The organism is Micromonospora sp. NPDC049175, assembly GCF_043197345.1.
GTDB lineage: Bacteria > Actinomycetota > Actinomycetes > Mycobacteriales > Micromonosporaceae > Micromonospora.
Map to the genome: position 1 here is coordinate 559,231 of NZ_JBICSY010000003.1, position 26,439 is coordinate 585,669.

19 protein-coding genes and 1 pseudogene are annotated in these 26,439 nt (G+C 70.1%); 9 read left to right on the forward strand and 11 right to left on the reverse strand.

The genetic code is table 11. From position 1 onward, the window contains the following. The first annotated feature begins 40 nt into the window (after positions 1–40). Positions 41–3,571 (forward strand): DNA polymerase III subunit alpha, encoded by a 3,531-nt coding sequence (dnaE, locus tag ACGFH8_RS16465; RefSeq protein ID WP_393367729.1) that lies wholly within the window; start codon positions 41–43, stop codon positions 3,569–3,571. A 44-nt stretch (positions 3,572–3,615) separates the two neighbouring features. On the opposite strand, the gene abc-f is transcribed toward dnaE, so the two are convergent. Continuing rightward, positions 3,616–5,253, reverse strand: coding sequence for a ribosomal protection-like ABC-F family protein (abc-f, locus tag ACGFH8_RS16470; protein WP_393367731.1), 1,638 nt, complete (start codon positions 5,251–5,253; stop codon positions 3,616–3,618). Positions 5,254–5,529: 276 nt separating this feature from the next. On the opposite strand from abc-f, the pseudogene ACGFH8_RS16475 reads away from it, so the two are divergent. Together ACGFH8_RS16475 and ACGFH8_RS16480 are read left to right on the forward strand one after the other, a co-directional pair. Then, a pseudogene (locus ACGFH8_RS16475) lies at positions 5,530–5,923 on the forward strand (type II toxin-antitoxin system RelE/ParE family toxin). Continuing rightward, a complete protein-coding gene (locus ACGFH8_RS16480; RefSeq protein ID WP_393367733.1) occupies positions 5,923–6,237 on the forward strand; it encodes a helix-turn-helix domain-containing protein in 315 nt (104 codons plus the stop codon). The pseudogene ACGFH8_RS16475 and the gene ACGFH8_RS16480 overlap by 1 nt, the downstream one beginning before the upstream one ends. A 178-nt stretch (positions 6,238–6,415) precedes the next feature. Here ACGFH8_RS16480 and ACGFH8_RS16485 read toward each other — a convergent pair whose 3' ends face one another. From ACGFH8_RS16485 to ACGFH8_RS16515, 7 genes are all read right to left on the reverse strand, one after another. Beyond that, positions 6,416–7,189: a DUF2306 domain-containing protein gene (locus ACGFH8_RS16485; RefSeq protein ID WP_393367734.1), complete on the reverse strand. Its 774-nt coding sequence runs from the start codon at positions 7,187–7,189 to the stop codon at positions 6,416–6,418. Between the two features lie 97 nt (positions 7,190–7,286). Continuing rightward, positions 7,287–7,934: a response regulator gene (locus tag ACGFH8_RS16490; protein ID WP_393367735.1), complete on the reverse strand. Its 648-nt coding sequence runs from the start codon at positions 7,932–7,934 to the stop codon at positions 7,287–7,289. Next, complete coding sequence (locus ACGFH8_RS16495; RefSeq protein WP_393367736.1) at positions 7,931–9,004, reverse strand: sensor histidine kinase; 1,074 nt, start codon at positions 9,002–9,004, stop codon at positions 7,931–7,933. Before ACGFH8_RS16495 ends, ACGFH8_RS16490 begins: the two co-directional genes overlap by 4 nt. Before the next feature lie 52 nt (positions 9,005–9,056). Continuing rightward, a complete protein-coding gene (locus ACGFH8_RS16500; RefSeq protein ID WP_393367738.1) occupies positions 9,057–9,443 on the reverse strand; it encodes a hypothetical protein in 387 nt (128 codons plus the stop codon). Next, positions 9,440–9,886: a hypothetical protein gene (locus ACGFH8_RS16505; protein WP_393367740.1), complete on the reverse strand. Its 447-nt coding sequence runs from the start codon at positions 9,884–9,886 to the stop codon at positions 9,440–9,442. Before ACGFH8_RS16505 ends, ACGFH8_RS16500 begins: the two co-directional genes overlap by 4 nt. Before the next feature lie 82 nt (positions 9,887–9,968). After that, positions 9,969–10,664 (reverse strand): response regulator, encoded by a 696-nt coding sequence (locus ACGFH8_RS16510; protein WP_393367741.1) that lies wholly within the window; start codon positions 10,662–10,664, stop codon positions 9,969–9,971. Then, entirely contained in the window at positions 10,661–12,247 is a 1,587-nt protein-coding gene (locus ACGFH8_RS16515; protein WP_393367743.1) for an ATP-binding protein, read from the reverse strand. Before ACGFH8_RS16515 ends, ACGFH8_RS16510 begins: the two co-directional genes overlap by 4 nt. 99 nt (positions 12,248–12,346) lie before the next feature. Between ACGFH8_RS16515 and ACGFH8_RS16520 the strand changes: the two genes are divergently transcribed. Continuing rightward, positions 12,347–13,735, forward strand: a complete 1,389-nt coding sequence (locus ACGFH8_RS16520; RefSeq protein ID WP_393367745.1) for a cation:dicarboxylate symporter family transporter — start codon at positions 12,347–12,349, stop codon at positions 13,733–13,735. A gap of 1,162 nt (positions 13,736–14,897) precedes the next feature. Here ACGFH8_RS16520 and ACGFH8_RS16525 read toward each other — a convergent pair. From ACGFH8_RS16525 to fxsT, 3 genes are all read right to left on the reverse strand, one after another. Continuing rightward, entirely contained in the window at positions 14,898–15,860 is a 963-nt protein-coding gene (locus ACGFH8_RS16525) for a helix-turn-helix domain-containing protein (protein WP_393367747.1), read from the reverse strand. A 243-nt stretch (positions 15,861–16,103) separates the two neighbouring features. Beyond that, entirely contained in the window at positions 16,104–16,526 is a 423-nt protein-coding gene (locus ACGFH8_RS16530) for a hypothetical protein (RefSeq protein WP_393367749.1), read from the reverse strand. A 147-nt stretch (positions 16,527–16,673) separates the two neighbouring features. Beyond that, positions 16,674–19,772 carry an FxSxx-COOH system tetratricopeptide repeat protein gene (fxsT, locus tag ACGFH8_RS16535; RefSeq protein WP_393367751.1) on the reverse strand — a complete coding sequence of 1,033 codons (3,099 nt, stop codon included), beginning with the start codon at positions 19,770–19,772 and terminating at the stop codon, positions 16,674–16,676. Positions 19,773–19,918: 146 nt separating this feature from the next. Between fxsT and ACGFH8_RS16540 the strand changes: the two genes are divergently transcribed. The 5 genes from ACGFH8_RS16540 to ACGFH8_RS16560 all read left to right on the forward strand — a co-directional run bounded on the left by ACGFH8_RS16540 (position 19,919) and on the right by ACGFH8_RS16560 (position 26,339). Next, a complete protein-coding gene (locus tag ACGFH8_RS16540; RefSeq protein WP_393367753.1) occupies positions 19,919–21,745 on the forward strand; it encodes an alpha-galactosidase in 1,827 nt (608 codons plus the stop codon). An 84-nt stretch (positions 21,746–21,829) separates the two neighbouring features. Then, positions 21,830–24,034 carry an FUSC family protein gene (locus ACGFH8_RS16545; RefSeq protein ID WP_393367755.1) on the forward strand — a complete coding sequence of 735 codons (2,205 nt, stop codon included), beginning with the start codon at positions 21,830–21,832 and terminating at the stop codon, positions 24,032–24,034. A 61-nt stretch (positions 24,035–24,095) separates the two neighbouring features. Further along, positions 24,096–24,704 (forward strand): permease-like cell division protein FtsX, encoded by a 609-nt coding sequence (locus tag ACGFH8_RS16550; RefSeq protein ID WP_393367756.1) that lies wholly within the window; start codon positions 24,096–24,098, stop codon positions 24,702–24,704. Next, complete coding sequence (locus ACGFH8_RS16555; protein ID WP_393367758.1) at positions 24,704–25,240, forward strand: SigE family RNA polymerase sigma factor; 537 nt, start codon at positions 24,704–24,706, stop codon at positions 25,238–25,240. The genes ACGFH8_RS16550 and ACGFH8_RS16555 overlap by 1 nt, the downstream gene beginning before the upstream one ends. A 61-nt stretch (positions 25,241–25,301) precedes the next feature. Next, complete coding sequence (locus ACGFH8_RS16560; protein ID WP_393367760.1) at positions 25,302–26,339, forward strand: aminotransferase class V-fold PLP-dependent enzyme; 1,038 nt, start codon at positions 25,302–25,304, stop codon at positions 26,337–26,339. Positions 26,340–26,439 lie beyond the last annotated feature (100 nt).

A 26,439-nucleotide genomic window follows, 5' to 3' on the forward strand; every position in this document is an offset into this window, starting at 1 on the left:
CTCCGACCACCAAGATCCACACCGCCGGGGGGCGCCAGGCATGGCCGATTCGTTCGCGCATCTGCACGTGCACACCGAATACTCGATGCTCGACGGAGCGGCCCGCCTCAAGGACCTGTTCGCCGAGGCCAACCGGTTGGGCATGCCGGCGGTGGCGATCACCGACCACGGCAACATGCACGGCGCGAACGACTTCTACAACCAGGCGATGGCCGCCGGGATCACGCCGATCCTGGGCGTCGAGGCGTACGTGGCGCCGGAGTCGCGCTACCACAAGGCGCGGGTCAAGTGGGGTCGGCCGGAGCAGAAGAGCGACGACGTCTCGGGTAACGGCGCGATCACCCACAAGACCATGTGGGCGAAGAACGCGCGCGGCCTGAAGAACCTGTTCACCCTCAACTCGCGGGCGTCCATGGAGGGGCACTACGTCAAGTGGCCCCGGATGGACATGGAGCTGATCGCCGAGCACGCCGAGGGGATCATGGCCACCACCGGCTGCCCGTCCGGCGCGGTGCAGACCCGGCTGCGGCTGGGCCAGTTCGACGAGGCGCTCAAGGTCGCGGCGAGCTACCAGGACATCTTCGGCAAGGACAACTACTTCCTGGAGATCATGGATCACGGCCTCTCCATCGAGAGCCGGGTCCGCGAGGGGCTCACCGAGATCGCCCGCAAGCTGGACATCCCGCCGGTGGTCACCAACGACTCGCACTACACCCACGAGGCGCAGGCCACCGCCCACGACGTGCTGCTCTGCGTGCAGACCGGCAGCAACATCGACGACCCCAACCGGTTCCGCTTCGAGGGTGGCGGCTACTTCGTCAAGAGCGCCGACCAGATGCGCGCGGTGGACTCGTCGGAGCTGTGGCAGGAGGGTTGCCGCAACACCCTGCTGGTGGCCGAGAAGGTCGACCCGAAGGGCATGTTCGAGTTCCACAACCTGATGCCGCGTTTCCCGGTGCCCGACGGGGAGACCGAGGAGTCCTGGTTCCGCAAGGAGACGTTCGCCGGCCTGGCCCGCCGCTACCCGAACGGCATCCCGGAGGGGCACGTCGTCCAGGCCGAGTACGAGCTGGGCGTCATCAACCAGATGGGCTTTCCGTCGTACTTCCTCGTGGTCGCCGACTTCATCCAGTGGGCCAAGAGCCAGGGCATCTCGGTCGGTCCGGGTCGTGGTTCGGCCGCCGGCTCCCTCGTCGCGTACGCGCTGGGCATCACCGACCTGGACCCGATCCAGCACGGCCTGATCTTCGAGCGGTTCCTCAACCCCGAGCGCGTCTCGATGCCGGATGTCGACATCGACTTCGACGAGCGCCGGCGCGGTGAGGTGATCAAGTACGTTACCGACAAGTGGGGTGAGGACAAGGTCGCCCAGATCGCGACCTTCGGCACGATCAAGGCGAAGGCCGCGATCAAGGACTCCGCCCGGGTGCTCGGTTTCCCGTACGCGGTCGGCGACCGGATCACCAAGGCGATGCCGCCGGCCGTGATGGGCAAGGACATCCCGCTCACCGGCATCTTCGACACCAAGCACCCCCGCTACGCCGAGGCCGGCGAGATCCGCGGCCTGTACGACTCCGACCCGGACGTCCGCAAGGTGATCGACACGGCCAAGGGCATCGAGGGGCTGATCCGGCAGACAGGTGTGCACGCCGCCGGCGTCATCATGTCCGCCGAGCCGATCATCGAGCACATCCCGTTGACGCGCCGCGACGCCGACGGGGCGATCATCACGCAGTTCGACTACCCGACCTGCGAGTCGCTCGGGCTGCTGAAGATGGACTTCCTCGGCCTGCGCAACCTGACGATCATCGACGACGCCGTCAAGAACATCGAGCTCAACCACGGGCTCAAGCTCGACCTGCTGGGCCTGCCGCTGGACGACCCGGCCGCGTACGAGCTGCTGGCCCGCGGTGACACCCTGGGCGTGTTCCAGCTCGACGGTGGGCCGATGCGCTCGCTGCTGCGGCTGATGAAGCCGGACAACTTCGAGGACATCTCTGCCGTCCTGGCGCTGTACCGGCCCGGCCCGATGGGCGTCGACTCGCACACCAACTACGCGCTGCGCAAGAACGGCCTCCAGGAGATCACCCCGATCCACCCGGAGCTGGAGGAGCCGCTGCGGGAGATCCTGGCGCCGACCCACGGCCTGATCGTCTACCAGGAGCAGGTGCAGCGCGCCGCGCAGATCCTCGCCGGCTACACCCTCGGTCAGGCGGACCTGCTGCGCCGGGCCATGGGTAAGAAGAAGAAGGAGATCCTCGACAAGGAGTTCATCCCGTTCCGGGACGGCTGCCGCGAGCGCGGCTACTCCGACGAGGCGATCCAGGCGGTGTGGGACGTCCTGGTGCCGTTCGCCGGCTACGCCTTCAACAAGGCGCACTCCGCCGCGTACGGGCTGGTCTCCTACTGGACCGCGTACCTGAAGGCGCACTACCCGGCCGAGTACATGGCGGGGCTGCTCACGTCCGTCGGCGACGACAAGGACAAGATGGCGCTCTACCTGTCCGAGTGCCGCCGGATGCGCATCCAGGTGCTGCCACCGGACGTGAACACCTCGGCCGGGCCGTTCACCCCGGTCGGCAGGGACATCCGCTTCGGCCTGGCCGCGGTGCGCAACGTCGGCGCGAACGTGGTCGCCTCGATCATGCGGTGCCGGGAGGAGAAGGGCGACTACGCCGACTTCTACGACTTCCTGTCCAAGGTCGACGCGGTGGTCTGCAACAAGAAGACGATCGAATCGCTGATCAAGGCCGGCGCGTTCGACTCCCTCGACCACCCCCGCAAGGGCCTGCTCGCGGTGCACGCGGACGCCATCGACGCGTACGCCGACGTGAAGCGCAAGGAGGCGGTCGGCCAGTACGACCTCTTCGGCGCCGGCTTCGGCGACGCCGACACCGGCAGCACCACGGTGATGCCGACCATCGGCGACAGCGAGTGGGACAAGCGCGACAAGTTGGCGTTCGAGCGCGAGATGCTCGGCCTGTACGTCTCCGACCACCCGCTGTTCGGCCTGGAACACATCCTCGGCGCGGCGGCCGACACCACGATCGCCTCCCTCGCCGAGGACGGCGCGGTGCCCGACGGGGCGGTCGTCACCCTCGCCGGCATCCTGTCCGGGGTGCAGCGCCGGGTCACCAAGCAGGGCCGCGCCTGGGCCTCGGCCACCCTGGAAGACCTGGCCGGTGGGGTGGAGACGCTGTTCTTCCCCAACACCTACGAGGTGATCGGGCAGTACATCGCCGAGGACGCCATCGTCGTGGTCAAGGGCCGGGTCGACCGCCGCGACGACACCCCACGGATCATGGCGATGGACATGTCCATGCCGGACGTCAGCACCAGCGCCACGAACAAGCCGGTCACCCTCACCATCCCGGTGCACCGGTGCACACCACCGCTCGTGGAGAAGCTCAAGGAAACCCTGGTGCTGCACCCCGGCGACACCGAGGTGCACGTCAAACTCCAGAACGGTGGGCGCACCACCACCCTGCGGCTGGGCCCGTTCCGGGTGGCGGCGACGACCGCGCTGATGGGTGACCTGAAGAGCGTCCTCGGCCCGGCAAACGTGAGCTGACCGCGCCACGGCCCGGCCGGCGGAAGCCGGCCGGGCCTTCCGGCTCAGCCCCGGTCGGGGGCGCTGATCTCGCGCAACTGGCCGTCGGCCAGCCGCAACCAGCGCTGCACGCCGATCTCGGCGAGGAACCGCTCGTCGTGGCTGACCACGACAAACGCCCCCTGGTACGCGGACAGCGCGCTCTCCAGTTGGGCGACGCTGACCAGGTCCAGGTTGTTCGTCGGCTCGTCGAGCAGCAGCAGTTGCGGCGCCGGCTCGGCGCACAGCACACAGGCGAGCGTGGCGCGCAGCCGCTCACCGCCGGAGAGCACCCCGACGGGCAGGTTCACCCGCGAGCCCCGGAACAGGAACCGGGCCAGCAGGTTCATCCGCCGCGCGTCCGGCAGGCTCGGCGCGTACGCGGCGAAGTTCTCCGCCACCGTCCGGTCCAGGTCGAGCAGGTCCAGCCGCTGCGACAGGTACGCGATCCGCCCGTCCGCCCGCTTGATCTCGCCGTCGGACGGCGCGAGGTCGCCGTTGACGAGGCGCAGCAGGGTCGACTTGCCGACGCCGTTCGCCCCGGTGAGCGCGATCCGCTCGGGTCCCCGGATCACCAGGTCGGCGCCGTCGCCGCCGAACAGGTCCCGGTCGTCGAAGCGGGCCCGCATGCCCTGGCCGGAGAAGACCGTGCGCCCGCCCGGGACCGTGGTGTCCGGCAGGTCGACGGTGATGCTGTCCTCGTCGCGGACCGCCCGGCCGGCCTCGTCGAGGCGGGCCTTGGCCTGACCGAGCCGGGCGGAGTGTGTCTCGTGAGACTTTCCGGCGGACTCCTGCGCGTTGCGCTTCATGGTGCCGGCGAAGATCTTCGGCAGCCCGGCGTTCTTCAGGTTCTTGGAGGCGTTGCTGGCCCGCCGGTCGGCCCGCTCCCGGGCCTGCTGCATCTCCCGCTTCTCCCGCTTGACCTCCTGCTCGGCGTTGCGCAGGTTGCTCTCGGCCACCTCCCGCGCCGCCTGCACCGCCTCGGTGTACGCGGTGAAGTTGCCCCCGTACCAGGTGATCTCGCCTCGTTCCAGCTCGGCGATGCGGTCCATCCGGTCCAGCAACTCCCGGTCGTGGCTGACCAGCAGCAGGCACCCCGACCAGTCGGTGAGCACGTCGTAGAGCTTGTGCCGCGCCTCCACGTCCAGGTTGTTCGTCGGTTCGTCGAGCAGCAGCACGTCCGGCCGGCGCAGCAGTTGCGCCGCCAGGCCGAGGGAGATCACCTGGCCGCCGCTGAGGGTGTGCAGCCGCCGGTCGAGGGACAGCTCGCCGAGGCCGAGCCGGTCCAACTCGGAGCGGGTGCGCTCCTCGATGTCCCAGTCGTCGCCGATGGTGGCGAAGTGCGCCTCGGCGGCGTCGCCGGCCTCGATGGCGTGCAGCGCCGCGATCCGCTCGGCGACGCCGAGCACCTGCGCCACGGTCAGGTCGCCGACCAGCGGCAGCGTCTGCGGGAGATAGCCGAGCACGCCGTCGACGGTGACACTGCCGCCGCTGGGCGTGAGTTCCCCGGCGATCAGTCGCAGCAGGGTGCTCTTGCCGGCGCCGTTGGGCGCGACCAGGCCGGTGCGACCGCCGGGGACGGTGAAGGACAGCTCCGCGAAGACCGGAGTGTCGTCCGGCCAGGAGAAGGACAGGTTCGAGCAGACGATGAACGCATCAGACATGCGAGTGACCTCAAAGGGTGGGGTGGGCGCGCCTAAGCCGCCCGACGACACGGGGACCTGTGGAACGACGGCATGGCCACGGCGGCTGCGCCTGCGCGCGCCGAACCGGTGGCCGAACATGTCCGGTCTCACCCGGAGATGTCGTCGTCACCCGCCATGTCTGGTCTCCCTGGTCGTACCGCTAACCCAACTCCGCACAGTCTAACAACGGATCTTCCGTCCGCCACCGGAAAGAGGCGCACCCGCTCCGTGTATAGCCCAGGCTATAGTTGTCCCATTTCTCATGAGCCGCCGCGTCGCTGGGCGATCAGGGCGACAACCGATGTCCGCGACTGGTTGCGATCTTTGCGGCAGACCGACCCGGCGACGTACCGGTCGGTCGACGTGGCGATCGACATGCTTGCGGAGACCGGTCCGGGCCTGGGGCGTCCACTGGTTGACACCCTCAGGGGTTCAACCATCAGCAATCTCAAGGAACTCCGGCCGAAGGTCCGGAAGGGACGTTGCCGTACGGGTCCTGTTCGTCTTCGATCCCTGGTCCCAGGCCGTGCTGCTGGTGGCCGGTAACAAGGCGGGAGATTGGATTCGATGGTACGAGAAAGCGATCCCGGTCGCTGAGATCGCGTACGAGGGTTGGCTGGCCTTCGAGAGGAAACGGAGGGAGGGCTGATGAGCGACTTCCATGACTGGGACGACATTCGGGCTGAGCTGCACGATGGAGACGATGAAGCACTCGATGCGGAGCGGGCCCGCACCGAGGCATGGGTCAGCGCGTTCCACCTTGCCGAAGAGCGGAAGCGGCTGGGCCTGACCCAGCGGCAGGTGGCCGAGCTGATGGGTGTCACACCCGGTCGAGTCAGTCAGATCGAGAACGGCGACCTAGAGGCCAACGAGGTCGCGACGCTGAGCCGATACGCACGGGCGCTCGGGGCCCGCATGCGGATCATCTTCGACTACGGCGATGATCTTCGCCAGATCGCTTGATCCGGCGATAATCAGGTGCGTCCAGACGCTCAGGTAGCCGCCCTTGGAGGATTGCTGACGCGACGTCCGTGTCCAGAACGACAAAGCTCATGCGGCGCCGGCCCGCCGAGAGGTGTAGAGATCGACGAGGAACTCGTCCAGTTCCTCGTCCGACCCGAACAGGCCCGGACGGGCCAGGTCATCCACGGAGGCGACCGGCCGGATGCCCTGACGACGGGCCAAATCCTCGGCGGGTACGTGCTCGGCCGTCGGCCACTCGGGCATCCGTTCTGCATTGCTCGACGTCACGGCTCACCTCCTGCATATCGGGTTGTCCTCGATCCTTCCACTTCCGACGTCGCCGAGTTCGGATGACGGCCTCGATCACGGCCAGGTTGACGATCCAGGCCAGGGTCTGGCCGAGGGGAATCATCGAGGGTGCCTGTGTGCCGATCTCGCCCGCGGCGACCCGGCCGAACGGGATCTGCACCAGCAGGAGCAGGGGTACGAAAATGCGGGCCGTGACGGCGAGGAAGGTCAGCGCATAGTTGCGCATCATCCAGTCCCGGTGGGCGGCGAAGTCCCGCCGTCGGGCGGCCCGGTACCCGAGACCGCCGGTGATCAGCCACAGGGCGGCGGCGGTGCTGAGACTGACCTGTGTCAGGAGGCGACCGGACCACACCGCGACCGGGATCGCGGTGAGGCCGGACGGCACAACTCCGACGGCGAGGTAGCAGCGGCCGATGGACCTGTGGATCCGTGGACGGGCGCGTACCTTCGGTGAGAATTGGAGCGGGCCGAGGACCAGCGCGACCGCGGCGGTGAAGATGTGCGTGACGAGCACGCCGTAGCGCAGGGCCCCGCTGACGTCGATGCGGCTTTTCTGGATGTCCAGGGCCAGGTACGGGTACACGAGCACCAGGCTGAAGACGACGGCGGCGGCGAGCATCAGCCAGGGCATTCGTTTCTGCATGCCTCAGCGTGTCCGACGACGCCGTTTCCCGCGTCCGCCCCACGACGGCCGACGCGTACGTCGAGCGGCGTACGGCCAGGGGCCGGCCCTGCCGGCGTCAGCGGTCCACGGTGAGGCCGGCGCGGATGCCGACGACGACGAGTTGGGCCCGGGTACGGGCGTTCAGTTTCATCATCGCCCGACTGGCGTGGGTGCGTACGGTTGCCGGACTCAGCGAGAGTTCTCGGGCGATCTCCTCGTTGGTGCGACCGGTGGTCACCCAGGCGACGACCTCCCGCTCCCGGTCGGTCAGCATGTCGATGCGGGTGACGCCGCCGCCTGGTTGGCTGAACAGCGACACCACCCGCCGGGTTACCGACGGCGACAGCAGCGCCTCGCCGGCCGCCGCCACCCGGACCGCCCGAACCAGGTCCGCCGGTTCGGTGTCCTTCAGCACGAAGCCAGCGGCCCCGGCCTGCAGCGCCTCGAAGATGTACCTGTCGATCTCGAAGGTGGTCACCACGATCACCCGGGTACACGCGAGGTCAGGCTCGGCCGCGATCGCCCGTAGCGTCGCCAGGCCGTCCAGGCCGGGCATTCGGACGTCCAGCAGCAGGACGTCCGGCCGCACGTGGCGTACCACCCGCAGCGCGTCGTGCCCGGACGCTGCCTCACCCACCACAGCCAGGTCGTCCTCCCGGTCGATGAGCACCCGCAGACCCAGCCGCACCAGTTCCTCGTCGTCGGCCAGGACCACCCGAATCATCCGGCACCTCCCACCGGTAGCCACGCCGTGACCTGGAAACCACCGCCGGTCCGCGGGCCGGCGGTGAATCGACCGCCGACAGCCTCGACTCTGCGGCGCAGCCCCACCAACCCCCGTCCCCCCGTCGGGGCACCCTCGGCGGCACCGCGCCCACGGTCACCGACCCGCACCAACACGTCGCCGTCGGCCGGTGTCACGTGGACATCCGCCGTGGTCGGTCCGGCATGCCGCAGCACGTTCGTCAACGATTCCTGCACCACCCGGTACGCCACCGCGTCGACCTCGTCGGTCAGCGTCACCTCGGTCATCGTCACCTCCACCGGCAGACCGGCCGCGCGGATCTCGCCGACGAGGGCGGCGACACCGGCCAGCCCCGCCTCCCCGTCAGGCGGATGGAACGCGTCGAGCATGCCGCGAAGACCGGCCAACGACACGCCGCTGGTGGCCTTGATCGCCTGCAACGAGGCGCGCGCCTGGTCGGGGCGCTCGTCGAGCACCAACAGCGCGATCCCGGCGTGCATCGCGATCAGCGCGAAGCCGTGTCCGGCGACGTCGTGCACCTCGCCGGCCAGCCGTACCCGCTCGGCCGCGGCTGCCCGGGCGACGAGATCACGTCTGGCCCGCTCCCGGGCCACCGTCGTGAGGTGCGCCAGCGCGCCCAGCGACCACGGCAGCACCACCCAACCAGTCCATCCCATGGCGAGCACGACGGGCTGGTGCAGGTGCGGCATCGCGCGCAGCAGCACAGTTGCCGAGGCGGCAAGCGCCGCGATCCCGCAGGCGGGGGCTGACAGTCGCAGCGGCCGGCGTCTGGCCACCTCGAACATGGCGACCACCATGCACAACTGCACCGGCCCGTACGGGTAGCCGGCCAGCAGGTATGCGCTGACGCTCAGCATGGCTCCGGCAAGTGCCCAGAGCGGCGCTCGGCGCGATCCCACCGTCGCCAGTGCCGCCGCCGAGACCAGCGAAATCCCCCAGAAGTCCAGGTCCGCATCCGCGGTGCCCTGCCCGCTGGCCGCACCGATCGTGCCGGCGACGAGCACCGCCGCCGCCCCGACCGTCCACATCAGGTCCGTCAGACATCGGAACCGCCGGAGCCCGGGTCGCCCGTCGTGTTCGTCACCTCCCACGAGCCCGCCACGCTCCGAGCATCGCCATGATCCCCGTGACCGCGGCGAACGCCAGCCCGAGTGTCATCACCACGTTGCCCGCGACAGTCCCCGCATTGTCCGACCGGAAATTCGGCGTCAGTTGGCCGGCCGCCCACCCGCCGAGGACGATCCACAGCGAGATCAACACCGCGAACACCGGTGCCCACCAGCGCCGGACGGTGAACACCAGCGCGCCGCACACCACGATGAAGACGATCCCCGGCGGGAACAGGGGGAACGTGTCGGGGTCGGCGATCCACTGGATGAGCAGTCCCAGGATGCCCACCACCAGCCCACACAGCGACAACCGTGTGCTTCTCGATGCCGCCGCCACTCTCGCCACGATCGCGCTCACCGTCGAGGTCCTTCCGTATCCGTGTCCTGTCGTTCGTCTGGATCAGCCGTCCGGGCCGGCACGGGTCTGTGCCACCAGACGGCGGCGACCCCGAACGCGACAGCCGCGGCGAATCCGGCCACCTGGAGCCATCCCGCGCAGAACTGAACGGGTTCCGCCGGGGTACCGAGCCGGTCCACGAAGGAGGCGTCGGAGAATCCGCCGAGCAGGAACAAGGCGCCCGTCACCACCGCCAGCAACGGCAGGAACCGCCACCTGACGGCCGCCACCAGGGCGGCCACCCCCAGGTAGATCAGCGGCCCCGGGCCGTCGTAACCGGCTATCAGGCTGCGGGACTCCACAATCTCGGGACCGGCGTCGCCGATCGCCGCCACGACCAGCGCCGCACAGGCCGCGACGGCCCAGCGGCGACGATCCGTCTTTGCCATGGATTGATCGGTCACGGCTCGACTATCCGCCGCCCAGGCGGGATCGACGTCAGCCCACGGAGGGCTCGGCTCTACGCAAATCTGCGTAGCCGGCCGCTCACCGGGGCCGGTATTCGACCTCGGGGCGGCCGGGGGTGCCGTAGCGAGGGCTGCGGACCGCCCGGTCGACGGTCACCAGGTATTCCAGGTAGCGGCGGGCGGTCACCCGGGAGATGCCGGTCGCCGCGCTCACCTCGGTCGCGGACAGTCCCACCCGCGGGTCGGTCCCGTCGGTGAGCGCGGCGCGTACCCGATTGAGGGTCTGCGCGTCGAGGCCCTTGGGCAGGCTGTGCCCGGCGGTGCCGCGCAGGGTGGCGAACATCCGGTCCACCTCGTGCTGGGCGGCGACCTCCCCGTCGGCGAGCGCCTGCGCGCGGTAGTCGGCGTAGCGTTCCAGCTTGTCGCGGAACGCCGCGAAGGTGAACGGTTTGAGCAGGTAGTGGGTCACCCCGAGGGACACCGCGGTCCGCACCACCGCCAGGTCCCGGGCGCTGGTCACCGCGAGCACGTCGACGCTGCTGCCGGCCGCGCGCAGCGCCCGGCAGACGTCCAGGCCGTGCAGGTCGGGCAACCGAAAATCCAGGAGTACGAGGTCCACGTCGCCGCCGCCACCCGCGCGCAGCGCCGCCATCGCCGCCCGCGCGGTGTGCGCCACCCCGACCACCACGAAACCAGGAACCCGTTCGGTGTACGCGGAGTGCGCCTCGGCCAGCAGCGGCTCGTCCTCGACGACAAGCACCCGGATGTCGGTCATCGCGGGGCACCACCGACCGGCAGGTAGATCGTGAACAGGCTGCCGCCGTCGTCCGCGCGGGCCACCTCGTAGCGGCCACCGTGGCGGCGGACCACCTGCCCGATCAGCGCCAGACCGAGCCCCCGTCCGGTGCTCTTCGTGGACCAGCCGCGCCGGAACGCGTCCGCCACCCGGTCCGCGGCCAGCCCGGGGCCGCTGTCGGCCACCCGTACCAGCAGCTCGTCGTCGACGGCGCCGACGAAGACCCGTACCGTGCGCGGCGGGGGCGTGCCGGCGACCGCCTCCAGGGCGTTGTCGACCAGGTTGCCGACGACGGTGAGCAGGTCGTTCGTGGGCAGTGGGCTGTCGTCGAGGCGGCAGTCCGGCTCGATGACCAGGTCCACCCCGCGCTCGGCGGCCTGTGCCGACTTGCCGAGCAGCAGTGCCGCCATCGCCGGCTCGGTCACCGCGCCGACGACCCGGTCGGTCAATTGCTGGGCGAGGGCCAGGTCCCGGGTGCCGAGTCGTACGGCCTCGTCGGCGCGGCCCAGCTCCACGAGCGTCAGCACGGTGTGCAGCCGGTTGGCCGACTCGTGGGTCTGCGCCTGCAACGCCTCGGTCAGCGCGCGGACCGAGTCCAACTCGCTGGCCAGGGTGCGCAGCTCGGTCTGGTCGCGCAGGGTCAACACGGTGCCGAGCACCGCGCCTTCGAAGCGGGTGGTCCGCTGGTTGGCGACAAGCACCCGGTCACCGGCGAGGACGGGCTCGTCGAGGGCGTCGCGCCCGGAGCCGAGCAGGTCGGCCACCGCGGGCGGCAGGTCGATCCCGGCGACCGGCTGGTCGATCACCGGCGCGTCCACGTCGAGCCCCACCAACCGGCGACCCTCGTCGTTGATCAACGCGACCCGCCGGTCCGTGGTCAGCACGACGAGACCCTCGCGTACGGAGTGCAGAACCGCGTCGTAGTACTCGTACATCCGGGTCATCTGCGCCGGGCCCAGGCCGTGGGTCTGGCGGCGCAGTCGGCGGCTGAGCAGCCAGGAGCCGGTCGCGGCGAGCGCGAGAGCCGGCGCGGCGACGCCCAGCAGCACGGGAAGCTGGCGCAGCAGCTTACGGTTGATGGCGCGGGTGGTGATGCCCACCGAGACCAGGCCGACGATGCGCCTCTGCTCGTCGTACACCGGGACCACCGCGCGCACCGACTCGCCGAGCGTCCCGACGTTCGTGGTGGTGAACGGGCGGCCCGCCAGGGCGGGCCCGATGTCACCGACGAAAGGCTCGCCGATCAGCCTTCGGGTGGGGTGCGAGAAACGGGTGCGGTCGGGGGCCATCACCACCACGAAGTCGGTGTCCGTCGCCTTCCGGGTCGATTCGGCGTACGGCTGGAGGACGCTCGCCGGGTCGGCGGTCGTGAGGGCCGCGCGGACGTCGGGGGAGTTGGCCACGGTCTGCGCCACCGCGAGCACCTCCTCCTGCGCGGCCTGGTGGGAGTCGACGCGGGCCAGCCAGACGGCGCCCGCCGCGCCGGCCAGCACGAGCAGCGTCACCACCATCGCCTGGAGGGCGAAGAGTTGCCCCGCGATGCTCCACTGCCGTCGGGCCACCGTCACCACCTCCTCGTCGCGCCGCCGCCGTCTCGGGTTCGCGGTGAACAGAATGACCGCAAGGCTGTCAACGGGTGAGACACGGTTCACATTGTCGACATGGACACCACCGCATCCGCCACCACACCGGCACCGGCGGTCCGCCGGGACCGTACCCGTTACCTGTATCTCGCCGTCATCGTGGCCGTGCTCGCCGGCATCGTGGTTGGCCTGGTCGCCCCCGATTTCGGCAAGGAACTCAAGCCGATCGGCACCGGCTTCGTCAACCTGATCAAGATGATGATCAGCCCGGTCATCTTCTGCACGATCGTGCTCGGCGTCGGCTCGGTCCGGCAGGCCGCGAAGGTCGGCAAGGTCGGCGGCCTCGCGCTGGGCTACTTCCTCACCATGTCGACGGTCGCGCTCGCCATCGGCCTGGTCGTCGGCAACCTCATCCACCCCGGCTCCGGCCTCAACCTGGGCGCTGACCTCGCGGGCGCGGGCAAGGCCGCCGCCGGCGACGAGGCCGCCGGTACGACGGAGTTCCTGCTCGGGATCATCCCGACCACGATGCTCTCCGCGCTCACTGAGGGGGAGGTGCTCCAGACGCTGCTGGTGGCCCTGCTCGTCGGTTTCGCAGTCCAGGCGATGGGCCGGCGCGGTGAGCCGGTGCTCGGCGCGATCGCCGTCATCCAGCGGGTCGTCTTCAAGGTCCTCGCCATGATCATGTGGTTGGCGCCGGTCGGGGCGTTCGGTGCCATGGCCGCAGTGGTCGGCGCGACAGGCGTGGACGCCCTCAAGAGCCTCGCCCAGATCATGCTGGGCTTCTACGCGACCTGCCTGATCTTCGTGCTGGTGTTCCTGGGCGCGCTGCTCTGGTTCGTGGCCCGGATCTCGATCTTCTCGCTGCTGCGCTACCTCGGCCGGGAGTTCCTGCTGATCCTGTCGACCTCCTCGTCGGAGTCGGCGCTGCCGCGACTGATCGCGAAGATGGAACACTTCGGCGTGAGCAAGCCGGTCGTGGGCATCACGGTGCCGACCGGATACTCGTTCAACCTGGACGGCACGGCGATCTACCTGACCATGGCGTCGCTGTTCATCGCCGACGCGCTGGGCAACCCGCTCTCCATCGGCGAGCAGATCTCGCTGCTGCTGTTCATGATCATTGCGTCGAAGGGCGCGGCGGGCGTGACCGGCGCGGGCATCGCGACGCTTGCCGGTGGTCTCCAGTCGCACCGACCCGACCTCGTTGACGGGGTCGGCCTGATCGTCGGCATCGACAGGTTCATGTCGGAGGCACGGGCGCTTACCAACTTCGCGGGCAACGCGGTGGCGACCGTGCTGGTGGGCACCTGGACAGGCGAGTTCGACCGGGAGCGAGCCGTCGGCGTGCTGCGCGGCGACGACCCGTTCGACGAGGCCACGATGCTGGACGAACACGACGACGACGATGCGACGGCGCGGCGTACGGATGAGGAGAAGCCCGCGACGGCGGGAGTGTCGGCCTGAATCACGGCCTTGCCAGGCCCGGGGGGTGTGTCAGCGCATCTCCCGGGCAGGAGGCAGGTGTTGTACGTCGCCAACCTGAGCGTCGAAATCAGCTTTGGCGGGGTCAGGGTTCAAATCCCCTCAGCTCCACCAGCACGATCTTTACCCGGGGGAACCCGCCGGCCAAGATCGGTCGGCACAGATCGGGCACAAATCAGCGAGATCGTGAGCGTCGGACGCTCCACCATCTTCCGGTGGCTCTCGGATGACTGGCTCGACCATCCGGGGCTGCCCAAGGTGCGGGCGTTCTGCGCGGCCTTGGACCTCCCACTTGGTGCTGCCCTGCGTGCCCTCACCCCGCTGACCTACAGGCACCGTCGCCGTCAGAGGTGCCGGCGGCGACGGCGATGGAAGTGCTTCTTAAGGGCCGTGCGCGACCGATTCATCGACCCCCACACCACCTCCGTCGAGAAAGACACATCCTTGCCGCCCTGCGCCGACTCGCGCGGGCGGACAACCTCGCCGCGCGGGCTGACGGCAGGCTGATGAACCCGATCATGAGGAGTGGCCGGCTCGCCGTCACGCACTCAACCGCACCAGCCGGTATCGACTCACGCTGAGCTGCGGACTGCTCTCTGACTCTTCCCGGCGCATTCGGGCATCAGCTCGGCTATGTCCTCGCGGTTGCCTGCTCGCACACGCGACTTTGACGCCTCTGCAGGTCGGTCGGGGCGACCACGGGGGGAGTCGCCCCGGCCGACGTTGCCGTTACCGTACGTGTGCTCATGGCTACGGGCAATAGGTTGAGTGCTCATTGGCGGTACCGCCTCGTCGGTCGGACCCGAGCGCGGTGGTGTTGGACACCCAGTCGATTCTGGCTGCCAACCACGTCCCCGGCCGCGACGACCGGTAAGGTCCTCGCCGCAAACGCGCCGGCCCTGGCGTGGAAGCGGCGCAGCTGCGATGGCGCCAAAAGGCTACGCCTCTACGACTGGGCGGTGGCCTCTGCTCCCGGCACAGTCGACAGATACCGCCACTGGCTGCTGATCCGCCGCAGCATCAGCAACCCCAGCGACCTGGCCTACTGCCTGTGCTTCGTTGGTCCCGCCCATGATCTCCGGGGCGAGTGCCGCGACCATCGCCGCCCTCGTCGGGCTGCACCTGATGCCTGCGGCGGGTCTCGTCAGCGACGCCGGTCGGGCGTTGAGGGGTCGTTGCGGAAAGCTTGCGGAGACATGCCGAAGGCGGCGGTGAAGGCCCTGCTGAAGTGGGCCTGGGAGGGGAAGCCCCAGCGGGCGGCGATGCTGTGGATGGGCCGCCCGCGTTGCAGGGGATCGCGCAGGTCGCGCGCGCACCGGTCCAGGCGCCTCGTCCGGATGATCTCGGCGACGGTCTGCTCCTCGGCCTCGAACGCCCGGTGCAGGCTGCGGAGCGAGACGTGGTGCGCGGCCGCCACAGTGCCGGGGGAGAGGGCCGGGTCGCCGAGGTGCTCGTCGATGAACGCCTTGACGCGTGCGCGCAGGCTGTGCCCGCGTACCTCGGTCGGTAGGGCTTCGCTGAGGTCCAAACGCTGGGCCAGCGTCGCGGAGATGAGGTCCCGGGCGATGGTGTCCAGGAGTGGAAGGTCGCTCTCCTGGTACTGCTCCGGGTGGGTCAACACCTGCCGTACGAAGTTGCTGAGCAGTGCGCCCATCCCCTCGGCGGCAGAGATGTCCGTGGCGAGGAGCTGCGCGATCTTGTTGGGATGCAGCGGTACGAGACCATGCGGCACGAGGACCGTCAGCGTCGTCAACAGGCCCTCGTGCCGCGACCGCCCCTGGTGCGACGACTGATGCGGTCGCGACGTGTCGACGACGGTGAACTTCCCCGGTGTGAAGAGGTTCGTCCGCCGCTCCTGTTCCACCCCGCCGTGCCCGGACAAGGGCAGCGCGAACTCGTACATCTCCGGGTCGCTGCGGCGGATGAACGTGCTGGTCCGCTGCATGTCCAGGGACGGGTACTGCCAGGACGACAGCACGATCTCACCCAGACTGATGACCTCGGCCCGGGCCTGGAAGTTTGCCGCGTGGGCGCTGTGGATCTGCATCGGGACCGACTCGCGCGCCACCAGGTCGTGCCAGTAACCGAATCGCTCACTCGCGGGCACCGAGGTCGTGTCCGCCGAGCCTACGGTGAGCACTGGTTACCTCGATTTCCGTCGATGTCGGCGACGCGGTGACGGCAGCGCCGCCGACCGAGATGAGAAGATCACCTTAACCCCGACTCAGGCTCTCGGCCCTCGCCGAGTTCCTCAGAGACCTGGAGGTCCCCGAGGAGCACCGCGACCTCGCCACCGGAACGAGCATCCGAAGGTCCGCGTCCAACGTCTCGGGTGACGGGCCGACCCGCGTCAGATTGTTCCCGCCAGGGCCGCCCTACAGAATTCGGCTGGTGGCAGGTATTCGTGGGCGGCGACGTAGTGGAGCAGGAGCTGAGGTGCGGCGTACACGACGCCGTCGCCCTGGACCTGGAACTCGGCGCTCTCGCGGGCGATCGCGCTCTGCCGAATGGCTTCTCTGGCGTCCCCGCCGATGTCCCGGATGCAGATCTCGCAGAAGTGGTATCCGCGGGTCTGGCGGACACGCGTCTTGGCCAGGTCGGTCAGGGCTGGCATCAACCCGTCCGGGGGAGCGCCGGTCGGGAACGGATGCGCGGCGTCCAGCCAGCCGACGTTGAGCAGCGGCAGGTCCGGCCACGGCTCGTCGGCTACCCCCGGCTCGTCCTCCTGCCGCTCGAAGTAGGTGTACGGCGTCAGGTCGGCGAAGTAGGTCATCGGTCCTACCTACCCATCCTCGGTCGGCGTGACTCGGACGCGGTCAGGGCATCGACGGCGCGCCGCAGGGACGTCCGAGCCGTCAGGTGACGTAGACCGATGTCTGCTCAGATGTCGAGGAGTGAATCGTCGTACCAGACGTCCTCGTCAGCGCTTTTTGCGTTTGACACCTGATGGGCCCGCTCGGCCGCCCATGCGACGTTTGATCTCGTTGAGTCGTTCCTGTGTCTGCTGTGTTCGGCGGTCGCCCCGCCCGAACAGGCGCCTCTCTACTTCGAGCCTCGCGGTGATCTGGGTTCGTGCTGCCAGCACTGCACCTCGGCCTAGCAGGATGTGCGCCAGATTGCCGCGAGTCCTGAGGGTGTCGGGGTGGTCGGGGCCGAGGACGCGCAGTTGGTCGGTGAGTAGTTGTTCGTAGTCGGTGATGGCGGTGTGGTGGTCTCCGGCTTCGCTCTTCCAGCCGGCGAGGTTGCCGCGGGTGTTGAGTGTGTCGGGGTGGTTGGGGCCGAGGACGCGCAGTTGGTCGGTGAGTAGTTGTTCGTAGTCGGTGATGGCGGTGTGGTGGTCTCCGGCTTCGCCTTTCCCGGTGGCGAGGTTGCCGCGGGTGTTGAGTGTGGAGGGGTGGTCGGGGCCGAGGACGCGCAGTTGGTCGGTGAGTAGTTCCTCCAGGTCGGTGATGGCGGTGTGGTGGTCGCCGGCTCTGCCTTTCCCGATGGCGATGTTGCTGCGGGTGTTGAGTGTGTCGGGGTGGTTGGGGCCGAGGACGCGCAGTTGGTCGGTGAGGAGTTCCTCCAGGTCGGTGATGGCGGTGTGGTGGTCTCCGGCTTCGCCCTTCCAGCCGGCGAGGTGGCCGCGGGTGTTGAGTGTGGAGGGGTGGTTGGGGCCGAGGACGCGCAGTTGGTCGGTGAGCAGTTCCTCCAAGTCGGTGATGGCGGTGTGGTGGTCGCCGGTTTCGCCTTTCCAGCCGGCGAGGTTGCCGCGGGTGTTGAGTGTGGAGGGGTGGTTGGGGCCGAGGACGCGCAGTTGGTCGGTGAGGAGTTCATCGAAGTCGGTGATGGCGATGTGGTGGTCGCCGGCTCTGCCTTTCCAGGTGGCGATGTTGCTGCGGGTGCTGAGTGTGTCGGGGTGGTTGGGGCCGAGGACGCGCAGTTGGTCGGTGAGCAGTTCATCGAGCCCGGAAGCGGCGGCGCTCAGGTTTCCAGTCTCGCCCCGTATCGCGGCGAATTGGCCACGAGTGGTCAGTGTGTCCTGGTGGTCGGCACCGAGAACCTCGGTACGGCGAGCCAGCAGGTCCTCGGCTCTGTCGATGCTCTCGTTCAATCTTCCGAGGGCAGCTATGACGACTGTGTAGTCACTGGCGGAGCGCAGGGTGGCAGGGTCGTTGGGGCCAAGGGTCCTGCGCCGGCGGGCCAGGGTGTCCTCGGTCAGGTCGAGAGCTTCCCGGTCGCGCCCTTGGTTGTGAAGGGCGTGTGCGAGTTCGGAGGCGGCCACGAGGGTGTGGCGGCTATCCGGTCCCAACTTCTGTCGCCATCTGTCGTAGAGATCGCGGGCGAGGCCGAAACCCGCGTCAGTGTTGCCGCTGTAGAGCAGATAGAGCATCGCGTCGCAGGCCGCATCGCGGAGTTCGTCCTCCTCGGTTTCACCCAGATCGAGGGCCAGCAGGTGCGGCATGATCTTGGACCAGGCTGGCCACGTCGAGGCGGAGGCCGGGTCGCCGGGGTGGCTGGCAGCCAACAGGCTGCCCGCCTGACGGCGGAGGTCGGCACGCGTGGACGCATCGAGCTGACTGAGAACGAGCGTCTGCACCAGGCGATGCACCTGGATGCCGCGTTGTGACAGGCGGACCAGGTCGCCGAGCTGTGTCGCGGTCCGGTACAGCCGCATCGGGCTGACCACCACCGAACGCAGTGACTCTTCAACGGCACCGGGTGCCGCGCTGAGCAACGCCATCGGGATGGGCTCGGACGCGAGGACGCAACAGAGGTGAAGCAGGGCCAGAGCCTCACCGCGATCGGCGAGCCCGTTGATCGAGACGCGCAGGGCCGCCGCGAGCGACCGCGGATAGGACCGGGGCAGTCCCTCGTTGAGCACCTCGTCGGCATCGGTGTCCAGCGCCTGCAGGTACAGCTCGGCTGGCATCGTGGACAGCACGCTGGCCGCCTGGACCAAGGCCAACGGAAGGTCACCCAGCTTGTCGGCGACCAGGTTGGCGTCCTCGGCCGACAACTCCGGGACTCGATTGCGCAGGAGCGTCACCGACTCTCGCCGTGTCAGCAGCTCAAGGTTCACCCGCGCGAACTCGGACCAGTCGCGGGACCGCGAGGTGATGAGGACGTGGCCGACGCCAGCCTGGACCCAGGGCTGGACTGCCTCCGCGGTCTCCGCGTTGTCGAACACCAGCAGCCACCGTTTCGGCTGCTGCAAGTGCCGCCGCAACGCGGGCAGTGCCCCCGCCTCATCATGCTCGACGACCAGCCCCAGTTCGGCGGCGAGCGCGGTGAGCTGCGCCGGCACCAGCTGCGGCTCCTCGGCGTTGATCCACGCCACGAGGTCGTACTGGGCGGCGAACCGGTGGACGTACTCCACCGCGACCTGGGTCTTGCCGACCCCACCGAGCGGAACGCCCGACTGGACCACCACGGGTCGGCCCGGCCGGAGTTCTCGACGGACGGCGTCGATGTCACGGTCCCGCCCGACGAAGTCCGCGTTGCGACTCGGGACCTGCCACAGCGTGGGCTGATGGCCCCCGGGCAGCCGGGGTGCCTCGGCTGCCGGTCGCTGCCGGGGCACCTGCGCGCCGGGAAACCCGGGCTCGGTCGTGGGCCGCTGTGCTCCCTGCACCGCCTTGAGCAGGACCCGGTGCGCATCCTCGGCCGACCTTTCGGCCAGGCTCGGCGCGATGAGCGGGCGCAACACCGTGGGGAGAGTGACGTCTCCAAGGCGCAGCGGAATCAGCCGGCCCTGCCGGTCGCGCCCGGACATGACCGACGTCCACTCATCGGTGGTGAACCGCTGGTGTTCGAAGTAGGCCTCGGAGAGCAGCGCCACCATGCGGTCGGCCCGCTCCAACGCCTGGTTGATGCGCATCACCGAGTTGTCGCCGGCGGCCCAGTCCCACAGGTCCAGTTCGACCGCGTACCCGGCGTGTTCCAGGTGCCAGGCAACCCACTCCGCCCAGGCCCGGTCGGGGCCGGCGTAGGAAATGAACAGCTTTTCCCCGGTTGCGGCACTGGCTTCTGTTGTCACGCCAACAGACCTACCACAACACGATCAGCGAACCCATCGCCCAGCTGTCGCTGTGCCGACACCGCGGTGCCTGGAGCGCCCTGCGCTTGACAGGCCAGGTGTGAACGTTAACATCGACAACCACCACTGCCTGTCCGGGAGGTCCGATGACGCTCGTCCTCGCGCGTTCCACCGCACGTCGGATGGCCGGGCTCACGGCTCTCGTCGTGCTGCTCGCCGTCGGCCTCACCGTCATCTCCGGGAAGCCGGCAGCGGCGTGGGACAACGGCACGGCGGACACCCCGCCGATGGGCTGGAACAGCTACGACTCGTTCAACTGGCGCGTCACCGAGTCCGACGTCCGGGCCAACGCCGACTACATGCGCGACAACCTGCGCCAGCACGGCTGGCAGTACGTCGTCATCGACTGGGCCTGGTACTACCCGGGCCAGCACAACAACAGCCCCAACCAGGACGCCAACCTCAACCCCCGGCTGCGGATGGACGCCAACGGGCGGTTACTGCCGGACACCACACGGTTTCCCTCGGCCGCGGGCAGCAACGGGTTCAAGCCCCTCGCCGACTACGTGCACGCCCAGGGGTTGAAGTTCGGCGTCCACCTGATGCGCGGCATTCCCCGCCAGGCGGTCGCCGACAACGTGCCGATCCTCGGCACCAACTGCCGAGCCAACCAGATCAACAACAGCACCACCGCGAACTGGCTCAACCTGATGTGGGGCCTGAACATGTCGAACGCCTGCGCGCAGGCGTACCTGGACTCGGTCTTCCAACTCTTGGCCGAGTGGGGTGTCGACTTCGTGAAGGTGGACGACATCGCGGCCCCGACCTACCGGCAGGCCGAGGTCGAGGGTTACCGGACCGCGATCCAGCACAGCGGTCGGCCGATGGTGCTGAGCCTCTCGCCCGGCGCGACACCGCTGGCCAGCGGCGGGCACGTGCGGGACAACGCGCACATGTGGCGCATCGTCAACGACCTGTGGGACAACTGGTCGTCGCTCGACGCGCTCTTCGACCAGTTGCGCAACTGGACGCCGTACCGGACGACCGGTGCCTGGCCTGATCCGGACATGATCCCGATCGGGCGGCTGTCGAAGTACGGCCCGGTCGGCTCACCTCGCTACTCCGGGCTCACCGCCGACGAGCAGCGGACCCTCATGACCCTCTGGGCGATCAACCGGGCGCCGCTGATGTGGGGCGGCAACCTGGTCGAGAACCGTGCCGCCGAGCTGGCGTTGATGACGAACGCGGCGGTGCTCGCCGTCGACCAGAACAGCGCCAACAACCGGCAGCTCGTCGGCGGCACCCGGCAGGTGTGGACCGCCGACGTGCCGGGCACCGACCACAGGTACGTGGCCCTGTTCAACCGTGAGAGCGCCACCGCGAACGTCTCGGTGAACCTGGCCGACCTGGGCATCGGCTCCGCCACCGTCACCGACCTGTGGTCCGGTGCCGGCCTCGGCACCGCCACCGGGACGCTCACCCGGTCCCTTCCCGCACACGGGAGCGGGCTGTACCGGTTGGCGCCGTTGACCACCACCCCCACGCCGACCACCTACACGGTGGCCGCCCGGCACAGCGGCAAGCTCCTCGACGTCTCCAACGCGTCCACCTCGGACGGCGCGAACGTGGTGCAGTGGGGCGCGAACGGGCAGGCCAACCAGCGGTGGCGGTTCGCCGACACCGGTGGCGGCTACTCCACTGTGACGAGCCTCAGCAGCGGCAAGTGCCTCGACGTGTACGGCGGCGCGAGTGCCACCGCCGACGGCGTCCGGGTCATCCAGTGGGCCTGCAACGGCGGCACCAACCAGCAGTGGCGCGTCGAGGATCTCGGCACCGGCTACGTCCGGCTCGTCGCCCGCCACAGCGGGAAGTGCCTGGACGTGCTGAACGCCGCCACGGCCGACGGCGCCCAGGCCGTGCAGTGGACCTGCGGCACCGGCGCCAGCCAACAATGGCGGCGCACCACCGTGTAGCGCTCACCGGCGGCGTGCCCCCACCACGCGGGGAATCGTCCGCGAAACCCGCCGCCACCAGCGGGTCCGGGGCGAGAATGAGGGGTGCCGCGACGAACCGGGGGAGCAGGCGTACGGGCGACCGGCGTCCTCGGCCGGCTCCGCCGCCGTGACCCGGGCGATGCCGTCCTGCGGCGGGCGGCACGGCTGACCCTCGTCGCGTCCGTCGTCTTCTACGGTTGCCGCTACGGCGCGGGCAGTTCGGTGCTCGCCACCTACGGCCTGTTCGGCACGATCGCCGCCGGGTCGTTCGCGCAGTTGCCCGGGCCGGCGCCGCAACGGGCGCGGATCCTCGTCACGGCACTGCCGGCCGCCTGGGCGCTGATCACCGTGGGCTCGTTGTTGGCGTGGAGCACGTGGGCGGCGGCCAGCGGGATGCTTGTCGTCGGGTTCGTCGTGGCGTTCGCCGGGGTGGGCAACCCGCGCCTGGTGGGGTTGGCCAGCGCGTTCCAACTCTTCTACATCCTGGCGTCCTTCCCGCCGTACCAGCCGGGCACCCTGCCGGAGCGACTCGGCGGCGTCACGCTCGCCGTCGTGCTGCTCGCCGCGGCGGAGGTGCTCCTCTGGCCCGATCCGGTGCCGGTCACCTACCGGCAGCGCCTCGCCGTCGCGGCGGACGGCGTCGCGGCGTTCCTCGACGTCGCCGCCGAGAGGTCTACCGACCCACACGCCGGTCCGGGTGGTCGGGACCCGCGGCGCGAGCGCGCGTACGGCCTGGTGGCCGCCATCGCACTGGGCCGCAACCCGCCGGAGTGGGCACCGAGCGCGGCGGGCGCACAGGATCGGGCGTTGCGGATCTGCGCGTCCGCGCTCCGCGAGGCGCTCGCCGAGGCGGACCGGTTGGCGGCGGACGCCCCGCCCGCACCGCGTGGGGACCCGGCGGTGGCGCGTCTGCTGCGCTCGTGCGCGGACACGACCCGCGCCGCCGGCCGGACCCTGACACCGGGTGCCCAGGCGGTGGGTCTCGACGACCTGGACGCCGCGATCGGGCGAGCCGAGACGGCGTACCTCGCCGCGGAGGGCGACGGCCACCACCCGCCGGACGTGTCCCGGTTGTGCCGGGACGCGACGGCGCTGGCCCTCGCCGACCAGACCCGGGTCTTCGCCGTCGGCGTCCGGGTCGCCACCGGGTCGCGGCCCGAGGGCGAGGACGCCCGGACGGGGCTCTTCGCGTACGCGGGGCACAGCCCGTGGCGGCTGTACTGGTGGCAGTTCCGCTCCCACCTGGCACCCCGCTCAGCCCACCTGCACAGCTCCCTCCGGGTGGCCGTGGCGCTCACCATCGCCCGGGTCGCCGCCGGGGTGCTGAACCTGACCCACGGTTTCTGGGTGCTGCTGGCCACCCTGACCGTCCTGCGTACCTCGGCCGCCGACACCCGCACCGCCCTGCGGCCGGCCGTGCTGGGCACGATCGTCGGCGCCGTGATCAGCGGCGGGCTGATGCTCGTCGTCGACACGCCGATCGTGTACGCCGTCGTCCTGCCGGTCACCCTGCTGCTGGCCTTCGGCGTCGGTCGCCTGCTCGGTCCGGTGTGGCAGCAGGCGCTGTTCACCCTGCTGCTGACCGTCGTCTTCGCCCAGCTCAGCACCGAAGGGTGGCGGCTCGCCGAGACCCGCCTCGTCGACGTGCTGCTCGGCGCGGTGATCGGCGTGCTCGCCGGGGTGGCGATGTGGCCGCGTGGCGCGAGCCACGACCTGCGGCACAACGCGACAGGCTATCTGGGGGCCAGCGCGGACGCCGTCGAGCAGACCGTGCTGGCGATCCTCGGCGGCGCTCCGGCTCCCGACCGTGCCCTCGACCGGGTCCGACGCCGAATGATCCTCGTCGACTCGTCGTACTGCCAGTACCACTCGGAGCGGCACCATCCGCACCGACAGCAGGTGAACTGGGACGCCGTCCTGAGCGCCGGGCACCACGTGGTGCCCGGCGCGGAGTCGCTGCTGCGCCGCAACCCGCCCGGCTGCCTCGCCGGCTGGCCGGCGGCGGCGACCCTGCTGCGGGACTCCGCCGCGCGCCTGCGCTCGGCGTACGACGACGTCGCCCGCGAGGTGGCACACGACCGGGCCGCGGGCCCGACGTCCGACCCGACCGGCGGTTGCGCCGACGAACTGGACCGGGTCCGCCCACTGCTCGGCGGAAAGGACTCGCGGTCGGTCCGGCATCTCGTGGAGGTCGACAGGTGGCTCACCGGCCTCGCGGCCAGCCTCGCCCGAATCCGTCCACCGGCGGGCGACGAGACTCCTGTGTGACCGATCCGGTGCCCCAACCAGTCATGGAGTGTGGGAGTCCACCGGACCACGGGAGTGAATCATGGATCAGAACCTGCGGGTGCTCTTCGACCGGGCGATCGTCGACGAGCCCGCACTGCCGTCGACAGACCTGGCCGGCGCGGCGATGGTCGCGGGCACCGGCCTGCGCCGGCGCCGACAGCGCCTGGTGATGGCGGGCGCGGCAGCAGTGGCCGCCCTCGCGGCGGTCGGGGCGGTGAACGTGGCGGCACCGCAGCAACAGGCCCCGGAACCGACGGTCGTGCCGGCGGCGTTCGGCATGCTGGTGAACAGGGTGTGCGAGTTTCCCGCCCGGACGACCGTGACCGACGCTGTGGTCTTCCTTGCCGACAACGTCACCGATCAGCAGCGCGACGAGGTCAAACGTGCGTTGGACGCGGATCCGGCGGTCCGTGTCGTGGTGTTCAAGAGTCGCGAGGAGGCGCTGGCGACGTTCCAGAAGATGTACGCGGACGCGCCCGATCTTGTCGCCAGCGTCGAGGCCCGTCAATTTCCGGAGTCGTACCGGATCACCCTCGTCGCGCGGGAGCAGTTCACCAAGCTGAGCGTCCCGGTCGAACGCATGCCCGGGGTTGACGAGATCATCGGCATCGACTGCCCGGCCGGCACGAACGCGTCGGCGGTCGACTGATGGCGGGTGTCCGCTGGGGCGCGGCCCGACGGCGCGAGCAGACCGCCCGGCAGGCGGAGTTCACCGCCTTCGTCGAGACCACCGCACCGAGACTGCGACGGACCGCGTACCTGATGTGCCGCGACTGGCACCTGGCGCAGGACCTGACCCAGACCACCCTCGCGAAGATGTACGCGAACTGGGGCCGGATCCGGCACACCGCGAACCTCGACGCGTACGGCCGGCGCGTCCTCATGAACGTCGTGTTCGACCAGGCGAAGCGGCGCAGCGCCACCGAGCTCGTGCTGGCCGAGTTGCCCGAGGCGTCGCCCCAACGGCCCGACGACACCGCGGAGTTGCACGTCACCCTGCTGCGGGCGCTTGCCACCCTGCCCCTCCGCGACCAGGCCATCGTCGTGCTCCGGCACTGGGAGGACCAGAGCGTCGAAGCCGTCGCCAGCACCCTCGGCGTCTCCGTCTCGGTGGTCAAGACGCAGAACGCCCGCGCGCTGACCAGGTTGCGGGCGGTACTCGGCCAGGACTTCGTCCGGGTCTGACAGGCCGCCGGTCGCCGATTGGCCGTGCCCGTCCGACGCCGCCTCGCCTAGCGTCGACGAGATGGAGATCGAGCAGGCGCAGAAGCTGTGGCAGCCGGAGCCCGGCTGGTTGAACACCGCGTCCTACGGGTTGCCGCCCGAGCCGGCGTGGACGGCACTACAGGACGCGCTGGGCGCGTGGCGGGTCGGCCGTACGTCGTGGGAGGGCTGGGGCGAGGCGGTGAACCGGTCGCGTGCCGCGTTCGCCGACCTGATCGGGGTGCCGGCCGGTGACGTCGCGGTGGGCGCGGCCGTGTCGCAGATCCTCGCGCCGGTCGCGGCGGCACTGCCGGCCGGGGCGACGGTGGTCGTCCCCGAGGTCGAGTTCACCTCGAACCTGTTTCCGTGGCTGGTGCAGGAGGAGCGCGGGATCACGGTCCGTACGGTGCCGCTGGACGCCCTGGTCGAGGCCATCGACGCCGACACCGACGTGGTCGCGTTCAGCCTGGTGCAGTCGGCCGACGGGGCGGTGGCGGCGTACGACGAGATCGTGGCCGCGGCCCGCGCGCACGGCGCGTTGGTGGTGGTGGACGCGACCCAGGCGTGCGGCTGGCTGCCGTTCGACGGGAGCCGGGCCGACGTGGTGGCCGTGGGTGGCTACAAGTGGTTGATGAACCCGCGCGGCACCGCGTTCGCCTATCTGGCCCCGGCGTTGCGCGACCGGCTGCGCCCGGACGCCGCCGGCTGGTACGCGGGCCGCGACCCGCACGCCTCCTACTACGGTCCGCCGCTGCGGCTGGCCGACGACGCCCGCCGGTTCGACATCTCGCCGGCCTGGTTCAGCTGGGTCGGCGCGGCGCCCGCCCTGGAGCTGGTCGCCGAGATCGGCGTGCCGGCGATCCGGGAGCACGACGTGGCGTTGGCCAACCGGTTCCTGGCCGGGCTGGGCCGGCCGCCGGGGGAGAGCGCCATCGTCAGCGTGGACGTGCCGGACGCCGAGCAGCGCCTCGCGGCAGCCGGCATCCGCGCGGCGGTCCGCGCCGGGCGGGTCCGCGCCTCCTTCCACGTGTACTCCACCGAGGCCGACGTGGATGCCGCCCTGACGGCTCTGACCGGCTGAGACGGCAGACGAGATCCCGCACGGTTTCCGGATGGGAGGGCCGGCCGCGCCCGCGGAGGGTCGCGGCCCGGCCGCCTTCGGGCCGGCCCGCTGCGGGGCC